This window comes from Paraburkholderia youngii (assembly GCF_013366925.1).
GTDB classification, from domain to species: domain Bacteria; phylum Pseudomonadota; class Gammaproteobacteria; order Burkholderiales; family Burkholderiaceae; genus Paraburkholderia; species Paraburkholderia youngii.
The window spans coordinates 1,982,389-2,008,014 of sequence record NZ_JAALDK010000001.1; the positions used below are offsets into that span (position 1 = coordinate 1,982,389).

Sequence of the window (25,626 nt, forward strand, 5' to 3'; positions counted from 1 at the left end):
GTGTCTCCTGAGTTCGTGGGCGGCCGCTGACGGAACGCGAAGCGGCACGCGAGAGCATGTCATCGCGCATTTCACGCCAGATTGACGTAAGCGTCAATAGGTATTTTTGAGTGTTACTCAGAAAATTCGCAAAGCTGCTCCAGACAGCCGATTCGGTGATAGTATCGCGGTCGTCAGGCAAATTCGCGGCGCTCAAACGCCAGTTTTACCCCCAACCTGCTTCAAAATCTGAATCCGACTCATATGACGGTTGCCGAGAAGGCCGGATTACCTGTCTCGCGTCGCCAGCCGGCCGGGCGCAAGTCACAGCAGCGCGTGAAGGAGATCCTTCAGGCGGGGCGCGACGTGTTTTCCGAAAAGGGCTACGAGCGCGCGACGACCGCGGAAATCGCGCAGCGCCTCGGCATTTCCGAGGCGACGGTGTTCAGCTACTTTCGCGGCAAGCGCGAGTTGTGCGCCCGGGTCATCGGCGATTGGTACGACGAGATCATCGACGCGATCGAAGCGGGCCTGCCGCGCGACGGCGACGTGCGCCAGCAGTTCGCGTTCATCGTGCGCATGCATCTGCGGCTGATGCTCGTGAACGGCACCGACCTGTGCGCACTCGTGCTGTCCGAAGGTCGCGCGCGGCATCACGAACTCAGCGAAGCGCTGACCGAGTTGCAGCGCCGCTACACCGCGCCGTTGATGCGCGTGCTCGCGCAAGGCCAGCAAAGCGGCGAAATCCGCGCCGACATGCCGCTGCGACTGTTGCGCTCGATGGTGTTCGGCCCGATGGAACACGTGCTGTGGGACGCGACGCTCGCGAACCGGCAGATCGATATCGAGGCCACCGCCGATCAGCTGATCGACGTGCTGTGGGCCGCGCTGACGCCCCCCGATCTTGCGCTCAGTGCATTGCAGCGTTTTCACGTCGAAGTGGCGGCGGCGAGCCGGCGCTTTGACGAAGCCAGCGCCGCGCGCCGCAAAAAAAGCGGCTAATCTACGAGCTTTCCCGCCGCAGCCCGAAGGAGAGCCAAAGTGCCCGCAGCGAAAAGCGCGAAGGAAAGCAGCAAGCAAAGCGAGAAGTCCGGCGAAGAACGCAGCGACAGGCCGAAAGCCACAAAGAAAGCGCCAACGAAAAAATCAACCGAAGCGCCGTCAAAGTCCGCGTCCGCAGCACGCATTCGCATCGGCATCGGCGGCTGGACGTACGCTCCTTGGCGCGGCCCGTTTTATCCGGAAGACCTCACGCAAAGCCGCGAACTCGAATATGCGAGCCGGCATCTGACGTCGATCGAAATCAACGGCACGTTCTATGGTTTGCAGAAACCGGCCAGCTACGAAAAGTGGTTTCAGGAAACCCCCGACGATTTCGTCTTCTCCCTGAAGGCGCCGCGCTACGCGACCAACCGCAAGGTGTTGGCCGATGCCGGCGACACGATCGAGCGCTTCTTCGCAAGCGGCGTGCTGCTGCTCAAACAGAAGCTCGGGCCCATCAACTGGCAGTTCGCGCCGACCAAGAAGTTCGACGCCGACGATTTCGAGGCCTTTCTGAGGCTGCTGCCCGCGAGCATCGAAGGACAGAAGCTGCTGCATGCGGTCGAGGTTCGTCACGATTCGTTCAGGACACCGGAGTTCATCGCGCTGGCGCGCAAGTACAAGGTCGCGGTCGTGCTCGCGGCCGACAGCGAGTATCCGCAGATCGCCGACATCACCGCGCCGTTCGTGTACGCGCGCATCATGGGCACGAGCGACAAGCAAGCCAAAGGTTATTCGACGAAAGAGCTCGACGCATGGGCCGAACGCGCGCGCCAGCTCGCCGCGGGCATCACGCCGGACGATCTGGAAACCTGCGCCGAGCCGCCCGCGACAAAAGCGAAGCGCGACGTCTATCTGTATGTGATCAGCGGCTTCAAGGAGCGCAATCCGGCCGCCGCGATGGCGTTGATCAAGAAGCTCTGAATCCGCCTGCCGCCAGGCCGGCACGAGTGTCATAATCGCGCCAGCGCATCCGTGCGCGGTCGCGGCGGCGTCGCGTCAAGCCCGACGCAACACCATGCGCCGAACCTCGCCCGAGGCACGCAGCCAGCCAGCCCGCACGGTCCACGTCAAACCCACGCAGCGCCCGCGCGCCCACGTCGCGGCGGCGCTCGCATAGTCAGGCGGCAAGACCGCCTCATCAACCGATTGCGGAGAACATCTTGAGCGCCCTCGACAATCCCCTGCACGATCAGGAAGTCGGTTCGGCCGACGCCACCCAGGACACCACGCGCATCGACGACGTGCGCATCGGCGCGGTCCGTCCGCTGATTTCGCCGGCGCTGCTGCAGGACGAACTGCCGGTGCCGCCCGCGGTGCAGACGCTGGTCGAGAAGACCCGCGTCGAAATCGCCGACATTCTGCACGGCCGCGACGACCGGCTCGTGATGATCGTCGGGCCCTGTTCGATTCACGACCACGACCAGGCGATCGAATACGCGCGCAAGCTGAAGGCCGCCGCCGATCACTACCGCGACGATCTGCTGATCGTGATGCGCGTGTACTTCGAGAAACCGCGCACGACGGTGGGCTGGAAAGGCTATATCAACGATCCGCGTCTGGACGGCAGCTTCCGCATCAACGAAGGGCTGCGTCGCGCGCGGCAGTTGCTGCTCGATATCAACGGTCTGGGTCTCGCCACCGCGACCGAATTCCTCGACCTGCTGAGCCCGCAATACATCGCCGATCTGATCGCGTGGGGTGCGATCGGCGCGCGTACGACCGAGAGCCAGAGTCATCGTCAGCTCGCGTCGGGACTGAGCTGCCCGATCGGTTTCAAGAACGGCACCGACGGCGGCGTGCAGATCGCCGCCGACGCGATCGTCGCGGCGCGTGCGAGCCACGCGTTCATGGGCATGACGAAAATGGGCATGGCCGCGATCTTCGAAACGCGCGGCAACGACGACGCGCACGTGATCCTGCGCGGCGGCAAGAAAGGACCGAACTACGACAGCGCGTCGGTGCAGGCGACCTGTGAAGCGCTGCGTTCAGCGGGTCTGCGCGAACAGGTGATGATCGACTGCTCGCATGCGAATTCGAACAAGTCGCATCTGCGGCAAATCGAGGTCGCGGACGATATCGCGCGGCAACTGTCGGCGCGCGAAGGCCGCATCATCGGTGTGATGCTCGAAAGTCATCTGGAAGAAGGCCGTCAGGATCTGAAGGCCGGTGTGCCGTTGCGCTACGGCGTGTCGATCACGGATGCCTGCGTGAGCTGGGCGCAGACCGAGCCGGTGCTCGCCACCCTCGCCGAGGCAACCCGCAAACGCCGCGCCGGCTGACAGCGCAACGCACGAACCGCGCGACCGCGGTTCGGCGACGGCTCCGCTCGCGACCCGCTCGGGGCCGATCGAGGACGAGAACGCCTGGCCCAAGGAGCCAGGCACACGCGCCGCGCCAGTTGCCAGGGCAAACCGCCTGGCCGGGTTGGGCAGCGCGTGAACCTCACGCCTATCGCATCATTCACGCGTGCGCCTCACAGGAAGCTGCAAAGCGCACCGCGAATGCTCCGGCGTGAAGCGCGTTGCTTACGACGCGTTGACGGCTTCCTTGAACGCCTTGCCCGCGGTGAACTTCACCGTCTTGGCCGCGGCGATCTGGATTTCTTCGCCCGTCGACGGATTGCGGCCCACGCGTGCTGCGCGCGCGCCGGTCGAGAACGAACCGAAACCGACCAGTTGCACCGTATCGCCGCCCACCACGGCCTTGGTCACTGCCTCGACGATCGCGTCGATGGTCTGGCCGGTTGCCGCTTTGCTTTCGCCCGTCGCTGCGGCGACTGCATCAATCAGTTCCTGTTTGTTCATAGCACTTCCCGTATGGTAATCATGGAACCGGCGCCACTCTGAGGCGCCGGGACCGACACACTAACGCATAGGCGCACCTTCGCGCAAACCCTTGGTGTAAGGCTTGTATCAAGCCCGGAGCGCCGGTTTGACGTTTTTCCGTCGCAAACTGCCATAAGAATCGCGGGCTTATGTGCGCGCGCCATCTCATGAGCGTTTGCCGCGCATCACAATCCGTTGCAATTTCAGTACTTTAGGTCGCGTTATGCGAGCCCGCGCGGCCTTCCCGATGACGATAGCCCTTTTCGTGAAGCGCGGGCGCGCTATTTGCGAAACACATCACAAGAAAACTTTCTGCAAGACATAAAAAAGTGAGAATTCGCCACTTTGCAACATGCGCGCTGCTCTGCGCGTTGTCATCGGTGGCTGCGGCTGCCAGCGACAACCCGTGCGCGACCCTCGTCGGCGCAACCAATTCCAGTGCCGCGCAGGGCTTTTCGCTACGCGACGGCGAACCGGTCGACTTCGTCGGCGGCGGAACAACGGTGCACGGCAAGCTGCTCGTGTTCAGCGACGGCGGCGTGTTTCGCGCGTACTGGCAGCCGGACGATAGCCCGGAAAAATACGTGCTCGCGAATGCGGGCGCCGACGCGGTCCGGCTCGTCTCGTCAGCGCCGCGAGGCGCCCCTGCTCCAGCCGGCCAGCCCGGCACTGCGATGCAGCCGCAGCGGGTGCTGTCATGCCCCAACTTCGAGCATGCGCGATAGCCAGCTTTCGTCGAGAGTTCCGCCATCGGCATCCGGCATAAACGCCTGCTTCCGGCGCCGCCAGGTAGTACTTACCGCACGACGATTCGCAAGCATGCCGTCGGGTTCACGGACCCTTGGCTGCGATGCTCTTTACCTCCCGGAACGCTCAAGTTAACCATCTTCGCGCCGATATAAACAGCTGCGTTTAGCGCGCAAACGTTAAAAGGACGGTGATGGTTTGGCTCGCAAGACTGAAGCAGGTACTGTCGGTCGCCGACGGTGACCGTGCGCTGATGCGTGCGCGCTTGCACGCGTTCAGCCGCCAGGTACCGCTTCTCTACTTCATCCTGCTCGTCAACACGGCGGCGGTCGCGGCGACGCATCTGGACAGCGCGCCGGCCTGGCTGTCGATATATATGCCCGGCGCGCTCGCCGCGCTGTGTGTGCTTCGCTGCGTGCGCTGGTGGCGCAAACGCAACCGGACGATGACGGACGCCCAGGTGGTCCGCGAATTGCGCGGCGTGACGTGGATCGTCGGCCTGTTCGGCGTCGCGTTCAGCGGCTGGTCGCTGCTGCTGTTCCCGTACGGCGGTGCGTATCAGCAGGCGCAGGTCGCGTTCTACATGGCGACGACGCTGGTCGGCAGCATGTTCTGCCTGATCCACCTGCGCAAGGCCGCGCTTCTGTTGCTTTGCATCGTCCTCCTTAGTTTCTCCGGGTTCCTCGTGTCCAGCGGCTCGCCGGTGTTCTTCGCGATGGCCGTCGACATGACGCTGGTCGGCGTCGCGCTCGCGGTGGTCATCCAGCTTTACTGCCGCACGTTTGCGGACGCCGTGCAAGCGCAACGCGAACTACAGGCAAGCCATCAAAACACCCAACGGCTCAGCGACGACAACTACCGGCTCGCCAACATCGACAGCCTGACCGGCCTGCCGAACCGGCGCAGCTATTTCGCGGCGCTGAGCGCGATCCGCGAGCAGGCGCTCGAAACCGGCGGCGGCTTCAACGTCGGGCTCATCGATCTGGACGGCTTCAAGCAGGTCAACGACATATATGGTCACGCGAGCGGCGATCTCGTGCTGCAGGAAGTCGGCACGCGGCTCGTGTCGATCAGCGAGACGGGGCTGATGTTCGCGCGTCTGGGCGGCGACGAATTCGGCGTGCTCGTGCGTCACAAGATGTCGAACGAAGCGCTGGTTCAGTTGGGGCAGCGGATCTGCGACGCGCTCAGTCGGCCTTACCAGGTCGCCGACAATGTCGCGGAGCTGTCGGGCACGATCGGCTGGGCCGCGTTTCCCGACGCGGGCTCGACGGTCGCGCAAGTGTTCGAACGCGCCGACGCCGCCCTCTATGTCGGCAAGGAGAACCGCCGCGGCATGCCGGTGATTTTCTCGACCGAACACGAAACGCAGATGCGGCGGCTAAGCCTCGTCACCCAGGAGTTGCGCCACGCGGATCTCGAAGCGGAGCTATTCCTCGAGTTCCAGCCGATCTACGATCTGCTCACCCACCGGCCGATCGGCCTCGAAGCGCTCGGGCGATGGCACAACGCGCGGCTCGGCATGGTCAGGCCGGAGGAATTCATTCGGATCGCAGAGCGTACCGAACTGATTCTCGGCATCACCGATGTGCTGCTGCGCCAGGCGCTCGCCGAAGTCGCACACTGGCCGGCCGATCTGTATCTGTCGTTCAACCTGTCCGCGATCGATATCTCGACGTCGGCACGCGCCCGCCGCCTGATCCACATCGTCGCCGCAAGCGGTGTGTCGCCGCATCGCGTGACGTTCGAAATCACCGAAACCGCGTTGACGCGCGATTTCGAGCAGGCGCACAGTGCGATGACGATGCTGAAGCAGGCCGGCTGCCGGATGTCGCTCGACGATTTCGGCACCGGCTATTCGAGCCTCAGCTACGTGCATCGCTTGCCATTCGACGCGATCAAGATCGATCGCAGCTTCGTCTCCGACGTCGATACCAACAGCGCATCGAAGAAGATCATCAAATCCGTGATCGACCTGTGCCGCAACCTCGGACTCGAATGCGTGGTGGAAGGACTCGAAACGCCATTGCAGGCCCAGGTCGTGAAGGCGCTCGGCGCGCGCGCGGTGCAAGGCTATCTGTTCAGCCTGCCGATGCGGGCAAGCGCGGTCGGCACGTTCCTATGGACCGCGCTCGCGCAAAGCCATGCGGCGGAGACGCATTCGTAGCGCTCGATCGCTTTGCGGCCGTGCCGCTCAGTACGCCAGCTTCGGATACCAGTCGGTGCCGCGGCCGCCGGGGGTCATGTCGAGGATCGTCCATAGCGGCATCAGATCGGGCGCGCCGCGCGGGTCCTGCCCGGGGTCCGACGTCGATGGCCCCATCTCCTCGGCCCAGAAGTGCCGCACGACACCGCCCGTGCGCGTGAATACGTTGAGCGCGGGAACGTCGTCGCCGGCGGGATCTTCGGCTGCGTAATCGCGATTGAACGTATTGCCGCCCGACGAATAGAGCCGCAGATGCCGCCAGCCACGCTCCTGCTTGAACGCGACGAGCCTGTCGATCGGCGAGCGGCCGATCACCACGAACGCGACGCGCTGCAGGATATCGGGCATTTCGCCGTCCCACGCACTCAATAGCGACGTGCACATCGGGCACGGCCGCGCGCGTTGCGGTCCGAACATCCAGTTGTAGGTCACCAGTGTGTCGTGCGCGCCGAACATCTGCGCTAGCGTGACCGGGCCGGCTTCGCCGTCGAAGCGGTAATCCTGCGGCACGATGCCGCCCGCCGGCAGCGCGCGGCGCTGCGCGGCGACGCGCTCAATCTGGCGGCGCAGCTCGATCTCCTCGGCGAGCAACGCGTTGCGCGCGCGTCGATATTCGGCGCTCTCGCCGGGAAAGCGTTGAGGCAGGTCGGGCAGTTCGCGGGCCGGTTTTAGCGTATGCATCGATGTGTTTGCGTCGTTCATCAGCCATCTCCTTGTGAGAAGTCGTGCGAGAAACGGACGGAAGACGGGCGGCTGCCTGTGCTTTGCCGCCCTTCCTACAAGCGACGACGGATGAGACCGCGAAAAATCGACAGGGCCGCCAATGATTTTTAAGCGGCAGCCTTTTTGCAGCCGCTTTTGCCGACGGTTCGACAACACACTCGCGAGACGCCACCGCAAGGTATGCTTGCGCCAAACAGCACGCCCACTACACCCGCCAACACCACGCGGCACGCGCGCCCCGCGCGACGCGGCCGCCCTGGGGAATGCACATGCCGCTTCGTCTGCCACCCCTGCCAGCGCTCCGTTTTTTCGAAGCGGCCGGCAGGCATCAAAGTTTCAAGCTCGCCGCCGCCGAGCTGAACGTCACGCCGAGCGCGATCAGTCATGGCATCGTCGGGCTCGAGGAAGCGCTCGGCGTCGAGCTGTTCGTGCGCGAGCCGCGCGGCATCTCGCTGACGGCGGTTGGCGCGGATTATCTGTCGTACGTGTCCGAGGCCTTTTCGCTGATCGCGATCGGCACGCAGCGTCTGCCCAATTACCGCGCGGATCGGTCGATCACGCTCAGCTGCGCGCCGACCTTCGCGTCGCGCTGGCTGCTGCCGCGCCTCGCGGGTTTTCGCGCGCGCTGGCCAAATATCAACGTGAGCGTGGATACATCGCGCCGCCAGGTCGGTTTCCCGGTCGACGGCTTCGATTTCGCGATCCGCATGAGCCGAGCGCCGGTCGCCGGCACCGCATGGACGCGCCTGTTCGGCGAGCGTTTCGTGCCCGTGTGCAGCCCCGCTCACCTGGCGACGCTGCGCGACGAGCACGGCGTCCCGAGCCTGCGACGCGCGACGCTGATTCACGTGAACGCCGCGAGTGAAGACTGGCAGGCGTGGCTCGATGCAACCGGCACCGGCGGCATCGATATGGACGCCGGCTTGCACGTCGACACGATCCAGCTCGCCTTCGAAGCGGCCAGTATGGGCCTCGGCGTTGCGCTCGGCCGCAAGCCGCTGGTCGATGGCGATCTGGCGAGCGGCGCGCTGGTCGAGGCTTGCGCGCCCACCATCGCATCCACCACCGCGTACTGGCTGGTCAGCGCGGAGAATGCGGACAGCGCGATCCGGCGGCCCGAGCTCGCCGATTTCAGGCGCTGGCTCGTCGACGAGGCGGCGGCCTTCGACGTGCATGCCGACGCGGCCGCGGACGGCGATCTGGCAGCCTACAGGTGAGCGGCGCTCACCTGTCGTCGAAATCTTTTCCTTTGCCGGCCACGCGGCGGGCTGCGACGATGGTGGCCAAGGAGAAGCCGCCATGTCGACCACCCACACCGGACAACCCACCCCCGCCGTCGCTCCGGCGACGACCGTCACCACCACGATCGTGATCGTCGCCGCCGCGCTGATCCTGAGCGCCGCGATGGGCATCCGCCAGACTTTCGGCTTGTTCATCGGCCCGTTCTCATTCGACCGCGGTCTGCCGGTCACGTTGATCGCCTTCGCGATCGCGCTGCACAACCTCGTGTGGGGCTTCGCGCAGCCGTTCGCGGGCGCGGCTGCGGATCGCTATGGCTCGGCGCCGGTCGTCGGGTTCGGCGCTTCGACGTTCGCGGCCGGACTCGCGCTGTCGGCGGTCGCGCCGAGCGGCGCACTGCTGGTGATCGGCATGGGGCTGCTGGTCGGCATCGGCGTCAGCTGCACGACTTTCAGCGTGGTGTTGCCGGCGGTCGGCCGCATGGCGTCGCCGGAGAAGCGCAGCGTCGCGATGGGCCTCGTCAGCGCCGGCGGCTCCGCCGGACAGGTGCTGATGGTGCCGCTCGTGCAAGGCATCCGGTTGCACGCGGGCATCGCGACCTCGCTATTCGTGCTCGCGTTCGTGATGCTGCTGATCGCGCCGCTCGGCATCGTGCTCGACCGTCGCGCGCGGATGCATGCGGCGGGCCAGGTCCGGTTCGACGACGCGCCCGCGACTCCGCTGCGCGAAGTTCTGTCACAAGCGACGCGCCATCGCGGCTACCGCCTGCTGACGCTCGGCTTCTTCACCTGCGGCTTCCAGCTCGCGTTCATCGCGACGCATCTGCCCGCGTATCTGACGCTGTGTCATATGCCGATCGGGCTGGGCGCCACCGCGCTTGCGCTGATCGGCCTGTTCAATATGGCGGGCAGTTGGGCGTGCGGCTGGCTCGGCGGCCGGTTCCGCCAGCATCATGTGCTCGGCTGGCTTTATCTGATTCGCAGCGCGACGATCGCCACGTTCTTCGCGCTGCCGAAAAGCGCGGTGTCCGTGGTGATTTTCGCGGCCGTGATGGGCCTGACGTGGCTCGGTACCGTACCGCTGACGAGCGGGCTCGTCGCCAAGGTGTTCGGCACGCGTCACCTCGGCAGCCTGTTCGGCGTGTGCTTTCTGAGCCATCAGATCGGCTCGTTTCTCGGCGCGTGGCTCGGTGGCCTCGTGTTCGATCTGACGGGTTCGTACTCGCTGATCTGGGTAGCGACGGTCGCGGCGGGATTGCTCGCGGCGCTGCTGCATTTCCCGATCGACGACACGGCGGTGACGACGCCCGCGCGGCATGCGCCGCGTCCCGCGCAGGCGTGATGCGCAATGCCGGTAGAGAAGCTGAAGCAATGCCAGTCGCGGCTACTTCTTCGGCGCATCCGCGGCGGCTTTCGGCACGCGCCCCATCAGATAGAACTCGTCGTTCGGACGCATCGAGATCACGTTCGCCATCCGGTTCGATAGCCCGAAAAACGCGGTGATTGCCGCGATGTCCCAGATGTCTTCATCGGTGAAGCCGTGGCCGCGCAGCGTCTGGAAGTCTTCTTCGTCGACCGTGCCCGACGCGCGGCACACCTTCAGCGCGAAATCGAGCATCGCCTTCTGGCGCTCGCTGATGTCGGCCTTGCGATGATTGACCGCAAGCTGATCGGCGAGCAGCGGCGCTTTCTCGTAGATGCGCAGAATCGCGCCGTGCGCGACCACGCAGTAAAGACAATCGTTGACCGCGCTCGTCGCGACCACGATCATCTCGCGCTCGCCCTTGGTGAGACCGCCCTCTTTCAGCATCAACGCATCGTGATAAGCGAAGAACGCGCGAAATTCATCGGGCCGATGCGCGAGCGTCAGAAACACGTTCGGCACGAAACCGGCTTTGTCCTGCACTTCGAGAATGCGGGCGCTGATGTCTTCGGGCCACTCGCTCGGCTCGGGGACCGGGTAGCGGCTGATGGGCTGAAGCGTGGCCATGCGCTGTCTCCGTGATCTTGGTCGGGGGTATGCCGATCATTGTAGCAACGCGTTTTGGCGGTCGCCCGCGCTTCACCAGGTCCGATATTGCCGCCCGAATCGTCTAGACTTTCAGTTCGGCATGCATGAAGCCGCCCGGCACGGCGGCGACGAAAGGAGCGACCATGTCAAACGTCAGGCACGACGCGCGGGCCCCTGTGATCAAGGTGCGCCCGGAACGGGAAATGGCGACGATGCAGCGGTTGCCCTATTTCGTCGGCATTTCGGCGGGCACCGCGGGTGCCACCGGACTGTCGATGTATATGGTCGTGGTCCCGCCCGGCGGCCATGCGCAGCCGCACTATCACGCCGACTACGAAACCGCGATCTATATGCTCGAAGGCAAGATCGAGACGCGCTATGGCCCGGGCCTGCGCGAGTCGGTCATCACCGAGCCGGGCGACTTCCTGTTCATTCCGCCCGGCGTGCCGCATCAGCCGTTCAATCTCGATGCGAACGCCGCGGCGCGCGCGATCGTCGCGCGCAATCACGCGGACGAGCATGAGCGCGTGGTGCCCTATGATCCCTCCGAAGATGCGTAAGGCGACAGGCCGCTTTTTGGACCGCCTCGCCTGAAGCGAGGCAAATCCCGCTGCTCAGTCCGCGTTGATCCACTTGTCGCGCGGCGCATGCACGCATGGCGCGGTGCGCCATGCGCATTCGTCGCTCGCGCGCCACTTTGTCGGCGCACTTTCATAACGCCGACTCGCCACCTGTGCTTAAATCCGTCTTTCGCGTCGCCAGAGGCTCGTATCGGCCTCGGCGCAGACGATTCTTTTCCCTTTATTTGGCTTATCAGGAGCGCGGTTGTGTGGCATTTCCCGGTCGCTATTCCACCGTCTGCGGGCGTGTGGGCCGTCTTCATGAGCGTGCTCGTCACGCAGCTCGGCATGCCGATTCCGGCCGCGCCGATGCTGATTCTCGCGGGAACGATGGCCGCGGTGGGCGAAGCCTCGTACGTCAACATGATTTGCGCGGCGGTCGGTGCGACGCTGATCGCCGACTCGCTGTGGTTTTTTACCGGACGCGCGTATGGCCGCCGTCTGCTCAATTACCTCGTGCGCTTCTCGCTGTCGCTGGACACCACGGTGCGCGTCGCGCGCAATACCTATGAGCGCTATGGCGCGCCGATTCTGACGGTCGCGAAGTTCCTGCCCGGTCTCGGCCTGATTTCCGCGCCGCTGCTCGGCACGACCGCGATCGGCATCGGCGTGTTCTTGTTGTGGGACATGGTCGGTGCGACGCTGTGGGCGAGCGTCTGGATCATCGGCGGCGCCGCCTTGCACGATGAGATCGTCCAATTGATGCTGTTCGTGCGCCGCAACGGCGGCACGATCTTCGATACGTTCGCGGTGATCTTCGCGGCGGTTCTGCTGTATCGCTGGCTGCGCCGTTTGCAGTTTCGCCGCTGGCTCGCGCATGCACGCATTTCGCCCGATCAGCTCGACGCGATGATGAAGTCGAACGAACCGCCGCTGATTCTCGACGCGCGCCCGCACACCGTGCGCGAAAAGGAATCGCATCGCATTGCCGGCGCACGGCCACTCGATCTGGAATCGCCCGATCCGATTCATCCGGAGTATCTGAAGCGGCCGATCGTCGTCTATTGCGTGTGTCCGAACGAAGCGACCGCGAAGCGCATCGTCAGGCAATTGCATCGCAAGAACATTCATCATGTGCGCGCCCTTAAGGGCGGACTCGACGCATGGGAAAAGCGCGGCTATCCAGTCGAGCCACTGCCACCCGACTTCAATACGGCGATGGCGCACATGCTCGAAGACAGGGGCAACGAAGGCGAATACACAGTGCGCGCCCGTCTCGCGGAGTGAACGAATTGCAGACTAGGCACACGGCCTCACGCTTGATGCCGTCTTGCCAAAAAACAAAAATAAATTGACGGCATTTTTAGCTCGTATATCCTAGCTATTGGGAGATTGCGTGAGCGGCGCTGCGAACTAAGCCTTTACCGTTTAGTACCGTTTCTTCTCGATCGACCCGCGTCCTGTTTCTTCAATATCCGCTGTGGATTCGAAACAGAGCGTTCAATACCCTCAACTACGCCAGTCGAGTGTCATCGTGAGAGTCCGAGGCCCTTTGGTGAATTGGAATCGCAGTCAGGCGCGTGGTATTTGCGCTGACGGCGCCAGCGCCGACGGCAGCAACGGCAGCCTTGCGTTTCGCCGCTTTCTGTCCGTCATCACAGTCCTGTCGCGTCGCTCCGTTCGACGCCGCAACGTCCTCTCCGCACGCGCGTTCATCGCGGTGCGCACAGACGAAGTCGCCTCGCTGCTGCCGTAGCGCCTCTTCTCTAGTCTCTTTTCGCTGCTCGATTCGTCCGTTCGCACGCGTTTCGCGAGCTGTCTGTTTGCGTCCACGCGGCGCTGACTGATTGCCGCGCATTACGACGGATTCAATCGAACCGCTTCTAATCTGAATAGCGCTGCGCGTTGTTGCGCGGATTCGCTTTGGCTTCGCCTCGCCTTCGCGTTTTCCCATTTCGTCGCGCGCGCTATTTAACGCCGTTCACGTGGTGTGCGGCGTGGGATCGACACGCCTATTCTTTATGCGAAACCAACCAATGGTAGGCATCACCGCCGATAGAACGATGCTCGGCGCTCATCCATCGCACGTGGCCGGTGAAAAGTACATCGCCGCGATCGTCGAGGGCTCGCAAGCGCTCGCGATGCTGGTGCCGGCTCTCGGTGAGCGCCAGTGCAGCGACGATGTACTCGCCGCTGTCGATGGCTTGCTATTCACCGGCAGCTATACGAACGTCGAGCCGCACCGTTACGGCGGCGCTTCGAGCGAGCCCGATACATTGCACGACCCGGCGCGCGATGCAACCACGTTGCCGCTTATCCGCGCTGCGATTGCGGCCGGCGTACCGGTTCTCGCCATCTGCCGCGGCTTGCAGGAAATGAACGTGGCATTCGGCGGAACCTTGCATCAAAGCGTTCATGCGGTCGGCGGACTGAACGACCATCGCGAGAACAAGGACGACTCGCTCGACGTGCAATACGCCACCTCGCATTCGATCGTGCTGACGCGCGGTGGCATGCTGCAGCGCCTTGCGGGCGGCGCCCACGAAGCGCGGGTGAATTCATTGCACGGTCAGGGTATTGCGCGACTCGGCGCAGGCCTCGACGTCGAAGCACTCGCGGCGGACGGCCTGATCGAAGCAATCAGCGTCAGCGACGCCCGCGCATTCGCGCTCGGCGTGCAATGGCACCCGGAATGGAGACACGCGGACGACGCGTTATCGACCGCGATATTTCGCGCCTTCGGCGACGCGTGCCGCCAGCGCATGAATACACGCAACCCTGCTCGCATGTCCCAGGTCGCGGATCAAAACAGAGAGAACAATCATGTATGACATCGACGATTTTCTGAAAAAGCATCACGTCACCGAAATCGAAGCGATTATTCCGGACATGGCCGGCATCGCGCGCGGCAAGATCATTCCGCGCAGCAAGTTCGAATCGGGCGAATCGATGCGTCTGCCGCAGGCGGTGATGATTCAGACCGTGACCGGCGATTATCCGCAAAGCGATTCGCTGACCGGCGTCACCGACCCCGACATGGTGTGCGTACCCGACGCGAGCACGATCCGGATGATTCCGTGGGCAGTCGACCCGACCGCCCAAGTGATTCACGACTGCGTTCATTTCGATGGCACGCCGGTCGAAATCTCGCCGCGCTGCGTGTTGCGCCGCGTGCTCGATCTATACAAGGCGCGCGGCTGGAAACCGGTGATCGCGCCGGAACTCGAGTTCTATTTAGTCGATATGAACCGCGATCCCGACCTGCCGCTGCAACCGCCGGTTGGACGTACGGGTCGCGCGGAAACCGGACGCCAGGCGTATTCGATCGAAGCGGTCAATGAATTCGATCCGCTGTTCGAAGACATCTACGAGTACTGCGACGTGCAGGAACTCGAAGTCGACACACTGATACATGAGGTCGGCGCCGCGCAGATGGAAATCAACTTCATGCATGGCGATCCGCTCAAACTCGCGGACAGCGTGTTTCTATTCAAGCGCACCGTGCGCGAAGCGGCGTTGCGCCACAAGATGTACGCGACCTTCATGGCGAAGCCGATGGAAGGCGAGCCGGGCTCGGCGATGCACATGCATCAGAGCCTCGTCGATATGGAAACCGGCCGCAACCTGTTTACCGCCGCGGATGGCGAACCGACGTCGCTTTTCACCGGCTACATCGCCGGCTTGCAGAAATACACGCCGGCGCTAATGCCGATCTTCGCGCCGTACATCAACTCGTATCGGCGCCTGTCGCGTTTCATGGCCGCGCCGATCAACGTCGCGTGGGGTTACGACAATCGCACGGTGGGCTTTCGCATTCCGCATTCGACGCCGGTCGCGCGCCGCATCGAGAACCGCATTCCGGGTGTCGATTGCAATCCATATCTGGCGATTGCCGCGACCTTGGCCGCCGGCTATCTCGGCATCACGCAGCGGCTCGCCCCAACCGAACCGCTGGCGAGCGACGGCTATGCATTGCCCTACCAATTACCGCGCAATCTCGAAGAAGGCCTGACGTTGATGAGTGCGTGCGAGCCAATTGCCGACGTACTCGGCGAGCAGTTCGTCCGCGCGTATCTCGCGCTGAAAGAGACCGAATACGAAGCGTTTTTCCGCGTGATCAGTTCGTGGGAGCGCCGGCATTTGCTGCTGCACGTGTGAGTGCCGCGGGTCAATCGGTCAATGAGAACTTTGAAAAGACGGAGGCAGTATGAGCTATAAGACAGACGATTTGATGTATGCGGAGAAGGAGACGCCCGTGCTTGGCGGAACGGTAGACGCGCAGACCTCGCAAGCCCCGTCGCGCAGCACCGCCGAATACCGCGCGCTCGATGCCGCGCATCACATCCACCCGTTCTCGGATATGGGCTCGCTCAATCGCGCGGGTTCGCGCGTGATCGTAAAGGCGCAAGGCGTGTACCTGTGGGACTCGGACGGCAACAAGATCATCGACGGCATGGCTGGACTTTGGTGCGTGAACGTCGGCTACGGACGCCATGAACTCGCCGATGCCGCCTTCCGGCAGATGCAAGAACTGCCGTACTACAACACCTTCTTCAAGACGACTCATCCGCCGGTGATCGAACTGTCGGCCTTACTCGCCGAGCTGACGCCCGCGCCGTTCAATCACTTCTTCTACTGCAACAGCGGCTCGGAGGGCAACGACACCGTGCTGCGCATCGTTCATCAATACTGGGCGACGCAACGCCAGAGCGCGAAGAAGTTCGTCATCGCGCGCAAGAACGCTTATCACGGGTCGACGATCGCGGGCGGCACGCTCGGCGGCATGGCTTATATGCATGAACAGATGCCGTCGAAAGTCGAGAACATCGTGCACATCGATCAACCTTATTTCTTCGGCGAAGCGGCGAGCGGTCAGACGCCGGAAGAATTCGCGCTGGCTCGCGCGCGGCAGCTCGAAGCGAAGATTCTCGAACTCGGTGCGGACCATGTCGCCGCGTTTATCGGTGAGCCTTTCCAGGGAGCCGGCGGCGTGATCTTTCCGGCCGACACTTACTGGCCGGAAATCGAGCGTATTTGCCGCAAGTACGACGTGCTGCTCGTCGCGGACGAAGTGATCGGCGGCTTCGGCCGAACCGGCGAATGGTTCGCGCATCAGCACTTCGGCTTCGAGCCGGACCTGATCACGCTCGCGAAGGGACTCACGAGCGGTTACGTGCCGATGGGAGCGGTCGGCCTGCATGATCGCGTCGCCCGCGCACTGATCGACAATGGCGACTTCAATCATGGCCTCACCTACTCCGGGCATCCGGTCGCGGCGGCCGTCGCGCTTGCCAATCTGAAACTGCTGCGCGACGAGAAGATCGTCGAGCGCGTCAAAGCGGATACCGGTCCATACTTTCAGAAGAGACTGCGTGAGACGTTCGCCGCTCATCCTGTCGTTGGCGAGATCAGCGGCGCGGGCCTCGTGGCGGGTGTGCAACTCGCCGAGGAGCCGCTCGCGCGCAAGCGCTTTGCGAATGGCGGCGATGTCGGCGCGCTGTGCCGCGACTTCTGCTTCAACGGCAATCTGATCATGCGCGCGAGCGGCGACCGGATGTTGCTGTCGCCGCCGCTCGTGATCAGCCGCCCGGAAATCGACGAAATCGTCGCGAAGGCAAAAGCGGCGATCGATGCGACCGCGCGGCAGATGGGCATGCTATGGTAAGACGGATGAATGACCATTCGACGATGACGTCGTACAGAGTGTCATTTCTTTTATCCGTTCAACGCATCACAGGACCCACCCATGACCCACCAAATCGTTTTGCTCCCTGGACTGCTCTGCGACGGCGCAGTGTGGGCCGATCAGCGCGGCGCGCTTGGCGCGATCGGCGACTGCTTCGTGCCCGACTACGGCATGCGCGACTCGCTCGGCGCGATGGCCGAACTCGTGCTCGAGTCGGTTTCGGGAGACCGCCTGCTGGTCGCGGGTCATTCGATGGGGGGACGGGTCGCGCTCGAAGTGTTCCGGCGCGCACCGCAACGCATCGCCGGGCTCGCGTTGCTCGACACCGGTTGCACGCCGCGTGCCGCCGGCGAGGCCGGCGAAAGCGAGCGCGCGCAGCGGCTGCGACTGCTCGAACTCGCGCGCGCGAAAGGCATGCGCGCGATGGGCAACGAGTGGGCGCCCGGCATGGTCAACGCCGATCGCCACGATTCCGCCGTCTACGAGGCGGTGCTCGACATGATCGAGCGAAGCACGCCAGATAAATTCGCGGCGCAGATCCGCGCATTGCTGGATCGTCCCGATGCGGCGGCGCTGCTTCGCGACATCGCGTGCCCGACGATGATCGTGTGCGGACGCGATGACAAATGGAGTCCGTTGGCGCGTCACGAGGAGATGCACGCGCAGATTCGCGGCTCGAAGCTTCGCGTGATCGAACGAAGCGGTCATATGTGCACGATGGAGCGGCCCGACGATGTGACCGACGTGCTGGTCGAATGGGCTCGCTGGGCAGCCGGGTTCGAAACGGCTCGTTGATCTGTTTGGCGTTCGCCGCGCCGTCCGCACCGTTCTGTTTATCGACGACTAGCACCGTATGCCTGGGTGCGAGTCGCTCTCCGTTCATCAACTTCGACAAGGTCATTCACTCATGAACGAATACTGCATGTTCAAGGGAAAACTGCTGCGCGCGGCGCCTTTCAAAGATTCGTATGTGGGCAGTCCGCACTATGTGATTACGGTTACTGGCAACGACAACACGCCATTCAATATCGTCGTCAATTCGGCGTCGACGCAACCGGGCGCAAGCGGTAACGACGACGTGTACTTCTATGCCGATCTGAACTTCGCCGATCCGCTCACCGCGAAACTGCAGGCCCTGAACCTCGGCCTCTACACCAGCGGCTTTCCGCGGCTCGACTACTTCCAGGACAGCAGCCTGCTCGACATTCACCGCATGCGGCCGGTCCCCTACGAGGATCAAAACGGCAATCGCGCCGACGTCAATGACATCATCGACGAAATCCTGACCATCGACGAAAGCAAGCCGTCGCAAAGCCTGCCCTACGACAACGGCAGCGGTCAGTTGCAAAACCGCGATTTCTGGACCCCGACGACCGCAGACATCGTCGTCTATGGGTTCGGCTTTCTGTTTCTGCCGAAGAAGGACGGTCTTCACGAAACCCACATGAATCAGGGCAATCCGCGCGGGCCGCACTACAACGAAAACGGTGCGTTCCAGGACGGCGCGGTGATCGTGCAGCGCGCCGATGGATTTGCCGCGATGTTTACCGCGTTTCAGACGCAATATTTGCCGACCGATGCAGCCGGCGATCCGGCCGCGAATGCGGTGGCATTGCCTGTTTATATTCAACGAGGTTGATGGCGTCGGTACGTGCGCCGGGGCATCGCGACGGCCCCTTCGCATCGGTCAGCGCACGCTTGCGGCGCCTCGTCGCGGAATGTGCCGCCGCACCACCGCCAGCGCGATCAGCACGATGACCATCGCGATACCGAGCATCAGCAGATAGCCCAAGGCGCCGCCGGCCGTGATCACCGCGGCGCCCGCGAACGCGCTCAGAATCGCGCCGACGCGGCCGACCGCGAGTGCCGACGCGGTGCCAGTGGCCCGCACGCCGGTCGGATAGACGTAGGCGCACAGCGCGTACATCGTCGATTGCACCGCATTGACGAACAGCCCATGCAAGCCGAGGCCGACGATCATCAACGCCGTATGCTGTGTCGCGCTGACGCCGAGCAGCATCCATGCGCTCGCGACGCCGCCCGCGCAGCACAGCAGCAGCGGCCAGCGCGAGCCGTAGCGCCCGATCGCCAGCGCGCACAGCACCGCGCCGATTACGCCGCCAAGGTTGTACGCGCTCAGGCCATAGCCCGCGAGCGACACGCTCAAACCCTCGCTCGTCAGCATCGACGGCAGCCAGCTGAATGCCGCGTACACCGCGAGCAGGCACATGAAGAACGCGCCCCAGATCGCGACGGTGTCGCGCGACCGGCCATCGCGAAACAGCGCGGTGAAGCCGACGTGTTTCTCGGCGCTTTGTTCGCGCACGTCGGTAAAGCTCGCATCGGCCGACACGTCGCGGGCCATGCGCCGCAGCAGCTTCGCGAGTTCTGGCCAGCGATGCGGACGGCGCGCCATAAACCGCGGCGATTCCGGCAGCGCGGCGACGAGGACGATGCCGAGCACGAGCGGCAGCACCCCACCCGCGACGAACAGACCGCGCCAGCCATAAATCGGCAATACCTGCCCGGCGAACAGTCCCGCGACCATGCCACCGAGCGGCACGCACAGAATGGTCGCCGTCACCGCGAAGGTACGAAAACGCGCGGGCGTGAACTCGGCGGTCAGCGTCGTCGACGTCGGCAGCGCGCCGCCGATGCCGAGCCCCGCGATAAAACGCAGCGCCGCGATGGCCGCGACGTTCGGCGCCAGACTGATCGCGCAGGTCGCGAGACCGAACACGAACACGCTGCCGATCACGGCCCAGCGGCGGCCGAAGCGATCGGCGAACAGCCCCGCGAACGCACTTCCGATGCCCATGCCGATCAGCCCCGACGCGACCACCGGCGCAAACGCATTGCGCGTGATGCCCCACTCCTTGATCAGCATCGGAATCGCAAAGCCGATTAGCTGGCTGTCGAAACCATCGACGACGATCGACAGCGCCGCGAGCACCACCGCGATTTTCTGCAGCAACGTATAGGGGCCGTCGTCGAGCGCATGACCGATGTCGACCGTGTCGCCGCCGCGCGCAATGCCGGCGAGCGCCGCGTCGTCGCGCGCGGTCGAGGTCGAGGGCGCGGCCGAAGCGGGAGGAACGTAGTTCATCGACATGTCTCCGTTGTTTGCGCTGCGCGCGCGTTGTTCGATTTTTTGGTGTCGGCAATTAGAACGGATAGTGACGCGGCGTGGTTTGCAGCGTGACCCAGCGCAGATCGGTGAATTCCGCGATCCCCGCCTTGCCGCCGAAGCGGCCGAAGCCACTCGCCTTCACGCCGCCGAACGGCATCTGCGCTTCGTCGTGCACGGTCGGACCGTTCACGTGACAAATGCCCGACTCGATGCGCTTCGCGACGTTCAGCGCACGCGCCGTGTCGCGGCTGAATACTGCCGCCGACAGGCCGTATTCGTTGTCGTTCGCGCACGCTATCGCGGCTTCTTCGCCGCGCACGCGCACGATCGGCTTGACCGGCCCGAACGATTCGTCGTGATAGATGCGCATGTCCGGCGTCACGCGATCGAGCAGCGTCGCGGGCATCAATGTGGTTTCGCTCTTGCCGCCGCACACGAGCGTCGCGCCTTTGGCGAGCGCGTCGTCGATCAGCGCGTTGCAGCGCTCGACGGTGCTCATATCGACCACCAAGCCGAGCACGACCGGCCCATTGCGCGGGTCGCCGAGCGGCAACGCGCGCGCACGCGCGGCGAGCCGCTCGACGAACGCATCGGCGATGCTGTCGTCGACGATGATCCGCTCGGTCGACATGCAGATTTGCCCGGAATTGGCGAACGCGCCGAACACGGCCGCATCGACGGCGGCGCCGATATCGGCGTCATCGAGCACGACGAGCGGCGCTTTGCCGCCGAGTTCGAGCACCGAGGGCTTCAGATTGCGCGCGCAGATTTCGGCGATAAGACGCCCCACGCGCGTCGAGCCCGTGAAGTTGACGCGCCGCACGGCGGGGTGTTCGATCATCGCGTCGACGATGCGTGCGGCGTCGGCCGGCGCATTGGTCACGAAGTTCACCGTGCCGCGCGGCAGACCCGCCTGCTGCATCGCCTCGATGATCAGACCATGTGTGGCCGGGCAGATCTCCGAGCCCTTCAGCACGACCGTGTTGCCGCATGCGAGCGGCAACGCGATCGCGCGCACCGCGAGAATCACCGGCGCGTTCCACGGCGCGATGCCGAGCACGACGCCCGCGGGCTGACGCACGCCCATCGCGAGACTGCCGGGCACGTCAGACGGAATCAGTTCGCCGGCGATCTGCGTGGTCAGCGCGGCCGCTTCGATCAGCCCGGCCGCCGCGAGATGGACGTTGAAGCCGGCCCAGATGCCCGACGCGCCGGTCTCGGCGGCCATTGCGGCGGCGAACGCGTCGGCCTTCGCTTCGAGCGCGTGCGCGGCCTTCGTCAGCAGCGCGCGGCGCTCGCTCGGCCCGAGCGCGGACCACACCGGAAAGGCGGCCGCGGCGGCATCGACGGCGGCGATGGCATCTTCGACGGTCGCGGCCGGCGCGCGCGACGCGACTTCGCCGTCGAGCGGATTGCGGCGCTCGAAGGTCGCGCCGTTGCGCGCCTGTGCCTGTTCGCCGCCGATCAGCATCGATACGTTCTTCATCGTAGGACTCTCTTCTTTTCGTGAATGGGAAGCGCCGTTACGCGACGATCATCTCGACGAGCGTGGGACCGCCTTTCCCGTCAGCGTCGGTCAGCGCGCGACGCAACACGCCGGCAAGTTCAGCGGCCTCGCTGACGCGCACGCCAGGGCAACCCATGCCCGCCGCGATCGTCACGAAGTCGAGCCCCGGCAAATCCGTGCCCTGCACGGTCTCGTTCGGCGCGAAACCGAACACCGGCGCGAAATCCTGCAGCGCCGCGTAGCGCGTGTTGTTCAGGATCACGTACGTGATCGGCAACTGCATCTGCACCGCGCTCCAGATCGCCTGGATCGAGTACATGCTCGAACCGTCGCCGATCAGCGCGATAACGCGCTCGCCGGGCCGCGCGAGCGCGACGCCGACCGCGGCCGGCATGCCGTAGCCGAGGCCACCGCTGTCCATCGTCATGAAAGTGCCGGGGCGCGCGATCGGCAGATAGGTCTGCATGATCGGCCGCGAACTCGGCGCTTCCTCGACGACGATGCCATCGGTATCGCGCACTTCCGCGAGTGTCTGCAACGCGAAGGCGACCGACATCCGCTCGCCTCGTCTGGGCGGCAGCGCGCGCGGCGCCGCCGCGCGCGGCGCGGGCAACTCGCGCGCTTTGGGCGCGGCGCGCGCGAGCAGGTCCTGCACACCGAGCCGCATATTGCCGACCGCGGCGATGCCTTGCGGCGTCCATGCCGCGACGCCCGGATCGTCGATCAACTGACACAGCCGCGCGCCCGGCGGCACATGCGGACCGCTGCCTTCGACGTGATACGTGAACGCGGGCGCGCCGATCACGAAGATCGCGTCGTGCGCGCCGAGCAGCTCGACGATGCGCTCGCGCATCGCCGGCAAAAAGCCCGCGAACAGCCGGTGCGTTTCGGGGAAGCTGCAACGCCCGGTCATCGGCGCGACGTAGACGCGCGCCGCATGCCGCTCCGCGAGCCGTACCACGTCTGTCGCCGCATTCGCGCGATCGACCGCGCCGCCCACCACGAATGCGGGCCGCTCGCACGCGTCTAGCACGGCGCCGATGCGCGCCAGCATCGCCGGATCGGGACGCATGATGTGCGCGACCTCGCGGTCGGCCACCCGCTCGGCCGGCTGATCCCAATCGTCGGCGGGGATCGATACGAACACCGGGCCGCGCGGCTCCTGCATCGCGATCGCGTACGCACGCGCGATCGCGAGCGGCACGTCCTGCGCGCGGGCCGGCTCGATGCTCCATTTCACGTAGGGCTTTGGCAATTCGGTCGCCTGGGTCGCGGCAAGGAACGGGTCGAACGGCAGGATCGAGCGGGCCTGCTGACCCGCGGTGACGACGAGCGGCGTGCGGTTGCGAAACGCGGTGAAGATATTGCCCATCGCGTTGCCGACGCCCGCCGCCGAATGCAGGTTCACGAGCGCCGCGTTGCCGGTGGCCTGCGCGTAGCCGTCGGCCATGCCGACCACGACCGCTTCCTGAAGACCGAGCACGTAGCGGAAATCCGCGGGGAAATCGCGGAACATCGGCAGTTCGGTCGAGCCGGGGTTCGCGAAGATCGACGTCATGCCGACGCGGCGCGCAAAGTCGATGACCGCATCGCGAACGGTCCATTGGGTGCCCTGCTCTTTCGTGTGGGCTGGCTTGTGCTGCGGCGCGCTGCCTGTCATGCGAGGCCTCCTGTGTGATGAGCGCGAAAAATCGACAGGCCATTATCACGGCCGCCGGGGTAACCGAAAATTGCCTAATTCGCTAAAAGGCATTACCTTTTGGCATGACTTACAACCTTCAACAACTGCAGGCATTCGCGGTGATCGTCGAGAGCGGCAGCCTCGGACGCGCCGCCGAAGCACTGCACATCACTCAGCCGGCGCTTAGCCGGACCATCCGCCGTCTCGAGGAACAGGTCGGCGCGCCGTTGTTCGAGCGGCACTCGCGCGGCATGCATCTGACCGCGGTCGGCGAAGCACTGCTGCCGCACGCGATCCTGTTGCAACGCGAAGCCGAACAGGCGCGCGAGGAAATCGACGCGATGCGCGGCCTCGCACGCGGCACGATCCGGGTCGGCGCGGTGGGCAGCATCGCGAGCCTGTTGTTGCCGCTCGCGGTCAGCGGCGTGTTGACGAAGTGGCCGAACCTGCGCGTGGAGATCATCGAGGGCGTGTGGGACCGGCTCGCCGATGCGCTCGTCAAACGTCAGATCGATCTCGCGCTCAGCATGGCCGTGCCCGATACCGACGAGATCACCGCGATCGCCGATTGCCGCTGGGAAGACGCGAGCTACGTGGTCGCCGCGCTCGATCATCCGCTGCGCAGCAAGTCCGGCCTCACGCTCGCCGACACGCTGGGCGAGCGCTGGGCGATTCCGCCGCGCGGCACCGGGCCGTTCGAGCACATGCAGAGCGTGTTTGCGGAGCGCGGGCTGGGACTGCCGAATGTCGTCGTCGAAACGCGCTCGGTCACGGCGCTGAAGAGTCTGGTCGCGCGTTCGGGCTTTCTGAGCTGGATGGCGTCGACGATGTACGTGACCGAGAGCAAGGCCGGCGTCTTCGATACGCTCGGCGTGCCGGGCGTGGTCGGGCGGCGCACGTTGACCGCGTTCCGGCGGCGCCAGGGCATCCTGCCGAGTCCGGCGGTCAAGCTGCTGGAGCAGTTGCGGCAGTTGACGTCGGAGGGAATCAACACGGGCTGAGCGCTTCCGGCACGCGCCACCGATCGTGCATCAGTTCAACGGCAACCCGGCGATTCTCGGCGTGATCGGCGTGATCGGCGCGATCGGCGTGATCGGCGCGATCGTCGCGATCAAGCCGCAATGGCCGACCGCTTTACTATTGCCGATCGTCAACACCATACTGTTGTACCTGTTCGTATTGCGCTTCTGAGGAGCCGCCGATGACCATCCAGTTCACCCGCGAATTCGCGTCGAAATTCGCCAATGTCGCGCTCGCTCACCTCACGCGCGAATACCCGAACAAGCTCACGCACTCGCTCGCAGGGCCGCAGGACGTGCAGGGTCCGCGCGCCCTGCATCCGATCTTCTACGGCAGCTACGACTGGCATTCGTGTGTGCACGGCTACTGGTTGATCCTGCATCTGCTCGAACGCTTCCCCGATCTGCCCGAGGCCGCGCGCATCGTCGCGGTGGTCGACGAGCATTTCACCGAGGCGAACGTCGCCGGCGAACTCGCGTATCTGGACCTGCCGCACAACCGCGGCTTCGAGAGGCCGTATGGCTGGGCATGGCTGCTCGCGCTCAGCACGCAGTTGCAGTCGATGAAAATCTCCGAAGCCGCGCGCTGGTCGAAGACGTTCGCGCCGCTCACCGAGACGTTCGTCGAACGTTTTGAGGAGTTCCTGCCGAAAGCGACCTATCCGCTGCGCGTCGGCACGCACTTCAACATGGCGTTCGCACTCGCACTGACACTCGACTTCGCGCGGCATACCTCGCGCGAATCGCTCGAAGCGCTGATCGTCAGCACCGCGGAGCGCTGGTATCTGGACGACGTCGCGTGTCAGGCGTGGGAGCCGGCCGGCGACGAGTTCCTGTCGCCGTCGCTGATGGAAGCGGAGTTGATGCGGCGCGTGTTGCCGTCCGCGCAGTTCGCCGACTGGTTCGGACGATTCCTGCCGGACCTCGGCGCGAAAAAGCCGGCGACGCTGTTCGAACCCGTCACCGTCACCGATCGCAGCGACGGCAAGATTGCGCATCTGGACGGCCTCAATCTGAGCCGCGCGTGGTGCCAGCGTGCGCTCGCGCGTGCGCTGCCCGCCGGCGACGTGCGGCGCACCCTGTTGTTCGATGCGGCCGAGCGTCATCTGCGCTGCGCGCTGCCGCATGTGGCGGGCGACTACATGGGCGAGCACTGGCTCGCCACGTTCGCGACACTCGCGCTCGAAGCCTGAGCGACCGGAAGCGAACTGAACCGGCTTTAAAGAAATAAAGCCGTGCTGCTTGGGGCGCTTCAATGCGAAGCGCCCTT

The 25,626-nt window shown here is 64.6% G+C and carries 24 protein-coding genes; 18 read left to right on the plus strand and 6 right to left on the minus strand.

What is annotated here, in order from left to right:
- Positions 1-243 precede the first annotated feature (243 nt).
- The 3 genes from G5S42_RS09190 (at position 244) to G5S42_RS09200 (ending at position 3,302) form a co-directional block, all read left to right on the plus strand.
- On the plus strand, positions 244-981 hold the full coding sequence (locus G5S42_RS09190) for a TetR/AcrR family transcriptional regulator (protein ID WP_176106464.1): 738 nt from the start codon (positions 244-246) through the stop codon (positions 979-981).
- Positions 982-1,020: 39 nt separating this feature from the next.
- Complete coding sequence (locus tag G5S42_RS09195; RefSeq protein WP_176106465.1) at positions 1,021-1,944, plus strand: DUF72 domain-containing protein; 924 nt, start codon at positions 1,021-1,023, stop codon at positions 1,942-1,944.
- 239 nt (positions 1,945-2,183) lie between these two features.
- The gene (locus G5S42_RS09200; RefSeq protein ID WP_281374985.1) at positions 2,184-3,302 is read left to right on the plus strand and encodes a 3-deoxy-7-phosphoheptulonate synthase; all 1,119 of its coding nucleotides are present in this window, start codon (positions 2,184-2,186) and stop codon (positions 3,300-3,302) included.
- A gap of 246 nt (positions 3,303-3,548) precedes the next feature.
- Here the strand turns inward: G5S42_RS09200 and G5S42_RS09205 are convergent, their stop codons facing one another.
- Positions 3,549-3,827 carry an HU family DNA-binding protein gene (locus G5S42_RS09205; protein WP_167039836.1) on the minus strand — a complete coding sequence of 93 codons (279 nt, stop codon included), beginning with the start codon at positions 3,825-3,827 and terminating at the stop codon, positions 3,549-3,551.
- 392 nt (positions 3,828-4,219) lie between these two features.
- Between G5S42_RS09205 and G5S42_RS09210 the strand changes: the two genes are divergently transcribed.
- Both G5S42_RS09210 and G5S42_RS09215 read left to right on the plus strand, forming a co-directional pair.
- Complete coding sequence (locus G5S42_RS09210; protein WP_217710037.1) at positions 4,220-4,573, plus strand: hypothetical protein; 354 nt, start codon at positions 4,220-4,222, stop codon at positions 4,571-4,573.
- A gap of 215 nt (positions 4,574-4,788) precedes the next feature.
- The gene (locus tag G5S42_RS09215) at positions 4,789-6,762 is read left to right on the plus strand and encodes a putative bifunctional diguanylate cyclase/phosphodiesterase (protein ID WP_176106467.1); all 1,974 of its coding nucleotides are present in this window, start codon (positions 4,789-4,791) and stop codon (positions 6,760-6,762) included.
- A 27-nt stretch (positions 6,763-6,789) separates the two neighbouring features.
- Here G5S42_RS09215 and G5S42_RS09220 read toward each other — a convergent pair whose 3' ends face one another.
- A complete protein-coding gene (locus G5S42_RS09220; protein WP_176106468.1) occupies positions 6,790-7,503 on the minus strand; it encodes a DUF899 domain-containing protein in 714 nt (237 codons plus the stop codon).
- A gap of 290 nt (positions 7,504-7,793) precedes the next feature.
- On the opposite strand from G5S42_RS09220, the gene G5S42_RS09225 reads away from it, so the two are divergent.
- Positions 7,794-8,741, plus strand: a complete 948-nt coding sequence (locus tag G5S42_RS09225; protein ID WP_176106469.1) for a LysR substrate-binding domain-containing protein — start codon at positions 7,794-7,796, stop codon at positions 8,739-8,741.
- 82 nt (positions 8,742-8,823) lie between these two features.
- On the plus strand, positions 8,824-10,104 hold the full coding sequence (locus G5S42_RS09230; protein WP_176106470.1) for an MFS transporter: 1,281 nt from the start codon (positions 8,824-8,826) through the stop codon (positions 10,102-10,104).
- Positions 10,105-10,146: 42 nt separating this feature from the next.
- Here the strand turns inward: G5S42_RS09230 and G5S42_RS09235 are convergent, their stop codons facing one another.
- Positions 10,147-10,752: a peroxidase-related enzyme gene (locus tag G5S42_RS09235; protein WP_176106471.1), complete on the minus strand. Its 606-nt coding sequence runs from the start codon at positions 10,750-10,752 to the stop codon at positions 10,147-10,149.
- A 164-nt stretch (positions 10,753-10,916) separates the two neighbouring features.
- Between G5S42_RS09235 and G5S42_RS09240 the strand changes: the two genes are divergently transcribed.
- From G5S42_RS09240 to G5S42_RS09270, 8 genes are all read left to right on the plus strand, one after another.
- The gene (locus G5S42_RS09240) at positions 10,917-11,333 is read left to right on the plus strand and encodes a cupin domain-containing protein (protein ID WP_176106472.1); all 417 of its coding nucleotides are present in this window, start codon (positions 10,917-10,919) and stop codon (positions 11,331-11,333) included.
- Between the two features lie 267 nt (positions 11,334-11,600).
- On the plus strand, positions 11,601-12,620 hold the full coding sequence (locus G5S42_RS09245; protein ID WP_176106473.1) for a VTT domain-containing protein: 1,020 nt from the start codon (positions 11,601-11,603) through the stop codon (positions 12,618-12,620).
- A gap of 247 nt (positions 12,621-12,867) precedes the next feature.
- Entirely contained in the window at positions 12,868-13,089 is a 222-nt protein-coding gene (locus G5S42_RS44220; RefSeq protein ID WP_241496023.1) for a hypothetical protein, read from the plus strand.
- 265 nt (positions 13,090-13,354) lie between these two features.
- The gene (locus G5S42_RS09250; protein ID WP_176106474.1) at positions 13,355-14,164 is read left to right on the plus strand and encodes a gamma-glutamyl-gamma-aminobutyrate hydrolase family protein; all 810 of its coding nucleotides are present in this window, start codon (positions 13,355-13,357) and stop codon (positions 14,162-14,164) included.
- Entirely contained in the window at positions 14,157-15,491 is a 1,335-nt protein-coding gene (locus tag G5S42_RS09255; protein ID WP_176106475.1) for a glutamine synthetase family protein, read from the plus strand. The genes G5S42_RS09250 and G5S42_RS09255 overlap by 8 nt, the downstream gene beginning before the upstream one ends.
- 49 nt (positions 15,492-15,540) lie before the next feature.
- Positions 15,541-16,998, plus strand: coding sequence for an aspartate aminotransferase family protein (locus G5S42_RS09260; protein WP_176106476.1), 1,458 nt, complete (start codon positions 15,541-15,543; stop codon positions 16,996-16,998).
- Between the two features lie 81 nt (positions 16,999-17,079).
- Positions 17,080-17,814, plus strand: a complete 735-nt coding sequence (locus G5S42_RS09265) for an alpha/beta fold hydrolase (RefSeq protein WP_176106477.1) — start codon at positions 17,080-17,082, stop codon at positions 17,812-17,814.
- Between the two features lie 112 nt (positions 17,815-17,926).
- Positions 17,927-18,658 (plus strand): DUF2278 family protein, encoded by a 732-nt coding sequence (locus G5S42_RS09270; RefSeq protein ID WP_176106478.1) that lies wholly within the window; start codon positions 17,927-17,929, stop codon positions 18,656-18,658.
- A gap of 48 nt (positions 18,659-18,706) precedes the next feature.
- On the opposite strand, the gene G5S42_RS09275 is transcribed toward G5S42_RS09270, so the two are convergent.
- From G5S42_RS09275 to mdlC, 3 genes are read right to left on the minus strand one after another with little or no spacing between them, the layout of a single operon-like run.
- The gene (locus G5S42_RS09275) at positions 18,707-20,125 is read right to left on the minus strand and encodes an MFS transporter (protein ID WP_176106479.1); all 1,419 of its coding nucleotides are present in this window, start codon (positions 20,123-20,125) and stop codon (positions 18,707-18,709) included.
- A 58-nt stretch (positions 20,126-20,183) separates the two neighbouring features.
- Positions 20,184-21,635 (minus strand): aldehyde dehydrogenase, encoded by a 1,452-nt coding sequence (locus G5S42_RS09280; RefSeq protein WP_176106480.1) that lies wholly within the window; start codon positions 21,633-21,635, stop codon positions 20,184-20,186.
- 37 nt (positions 21,636-21,672) lie between these two features.
- Entirely contained in the window at positions 21,673-23,316 is a 1,644-nt protein-coding gene (gene mdlC / locus G5S42_RS09285) for a benzoylformate decarboxylase (RefSeq protein ID WP_176106481.1), read from the minus strand.
- A 104-nt stretch (positions 23,317-23,420) separates the two neighbouring features.
- On the opposite strand from mdlC, the gene G5S42_RS09290 reads away from it, so the two are divergent.
- From G5S42_RS09290 to G5S42_RS09300, 3 genes are read left to right on the plus strand one after another with little or no spacing between them, the layout of a single operon-like run.
- Positions 23,421-24,338, plus strand: coding sequence for a LysR family transcriptional regulator (locus G5S42_RS09290; protein ID WP_176106482.1), 918 nt, complete (start codon positions 23,421-23,423; stop codon positions 24,336-24,338).
- A 25-nt stretch (positions 24,339-24,363) separates the two neighbouring features.
- Positions 24,364-24,528 carry a hypothetical protein gene (locus G5S42_RS09295; RefSeq protein ID WP_246391902.1) on the plus strand — a complete coding sequence of 55 codons (165 nt, stop codon included), beginning with the start codon at positions 24,364-24,366 and terminating at the stop codon, positions 24,526-24,528.
- 10 nt (positions 24,529-24,538) lie between these two features.
- Positions 24,539-25,549 carry a DUF2891 domain-containing protein gene (locus G5S42_RS09300; RefSeq protein WP_176106483.1) on the plus strand — a complete coding sequence of 337 codons (1,011 nt, stop codon included), beginning with the start codon at positions 24,539-24,541 and terminating at the stop codon, positions 25,547-25,549.
- The last annotated feature ends 77 nt before the right edge of the window (positions 25,550-25,626 follow it).

Excerpts from the sequence above, each read along its gene's own strand:
- G5S42_RS09270 (WP_176106478.1), top strand. The coding sequence starts at position 17,927 with ATGAACGAATACTGCATGTTCAAGGGAAAACTGCTGCGCGCGGCGCCT.
- G5S42_RS09260 (WP_176106476.1), top strand. The coding sequence starts at position 15,541 with ATGAGCTATAAGACAGACGATTTGATGTATGCGGAGAAGGAGACGCCC.
- G5S42_RS09225 (WP_176106469.1), top strand. The coding sequence starts at position 7,794 with ATGCCGCTTCGTCTGCCACCCCTGCCAGCGCTCCGTTTTTTCGAAGCG.
- G5S42_RS09300 (WP_176106483.1), top strand. The coding sequence starts at position 24,539 with ATGACCATCCAGTTCACCCGCGAATTCGCGTCGAAATTCGCCAATGTC.
- G5S42_RS09240 (WP_176106472.1), top strand. The coding sequence starts at position 10,917 with ATGTCAAACGTCAGGCACGACGCGCGGGCCCCTGTGATCAAGGTGCGC.
- G5S42_RS09190 (WP_176106464.1), top strand. The coding sequence starts at position 244 with ATGACGGTTGCCGAGAAGGCCGGATTACCTGTCTCGCGTCGCCAGCCG.
- G5S42_RS09235 (WP_176106471.1), bottom strand. The coding sequence starts at position 10,752 with ATGGCCACGCTTCAGCCCATCAGCCGCTACCCGGTCCCCGAGCCGAGC.
- G5S42_RS09275 (WP_176106479.1), bottom strand. The coding sequence starts at position 20,125 with ATGAACTACGTTCCTCCCGCTTCGGCCGCGCCCTCGACCTCGACCGCG.
- mdlC (WP_176106481.1), bottom strand. The coding sequence starts at position 23,316 with ATGACAGGCAGCGCGCCGCAGCACAAGCCAGCCCACACGAAAGAGCAG.
- G5S42_RS09265 (WP_176106477.1), top strand. The coding sequence starts at position 17,080 with ATGACCCACCAAATCGTTTTGCTCCCTGGACTGCTCTGCGACGGCGCA.
- G5S42_RS09220 (WP_176106468.1), bottom strand. The coding sequence starts at position 7,503 with ATGAACGACGCAAACACATCGATGCATACGCTAAAACCGGCCCGCGAA.
- G5S42_RS09280 (WP_176106480.1), bottom strand. The coding sequence starts at position 21,635 with ATGAAGAACGTATCGATGCTGATCGGCGGCGAACAGGCACAGGCGCGC.
- G5S42_RS09230 (WP_176106470.1), top strand. The coding sequence starts at position 8,824 with ATGTCGACCACCCACACCGGACAACCCACCCCCGCCGTCGCTCCGGCG.
- G5S42_RS09250 (WP_176106474.1), top strand. The coding sequence starts at position 13,355 with ATGCGAAACCAACCAATGGTAGGCATCACCGCCGATAGAACGATGCTC.
- G5S42_RS09255 (WP_176106475.1), top strand. The coding sequence starts at position 14,157 with ATGTATGACATCGACGATTTTCTGAAAAAGCATCACGTCACCGAAATC.
- G5S42_RS09215 (WP_176106467.1), top strand. The coding sequence starts at position 4,789 with ATGGTTTGGCTCGCAAGACTGAAGCAGGTACTGTCGGTCGCCGACGGT.
- G5S42_RS09290 (WP_176106482.1), top strand. The coding sequence starts at position 23,421 with ATGACTTACAACCTTCAACAACTGCAGGCATTCGCGGTGATCGTCGAG.
- G5S42_RS09205 (WP_167039836.1), bottom strand. The coding sequence starts at position 3,827 with ATGAACAAACAGGAACTGATTGATGCAGTCGCCGCAGCGACGGGCGAA.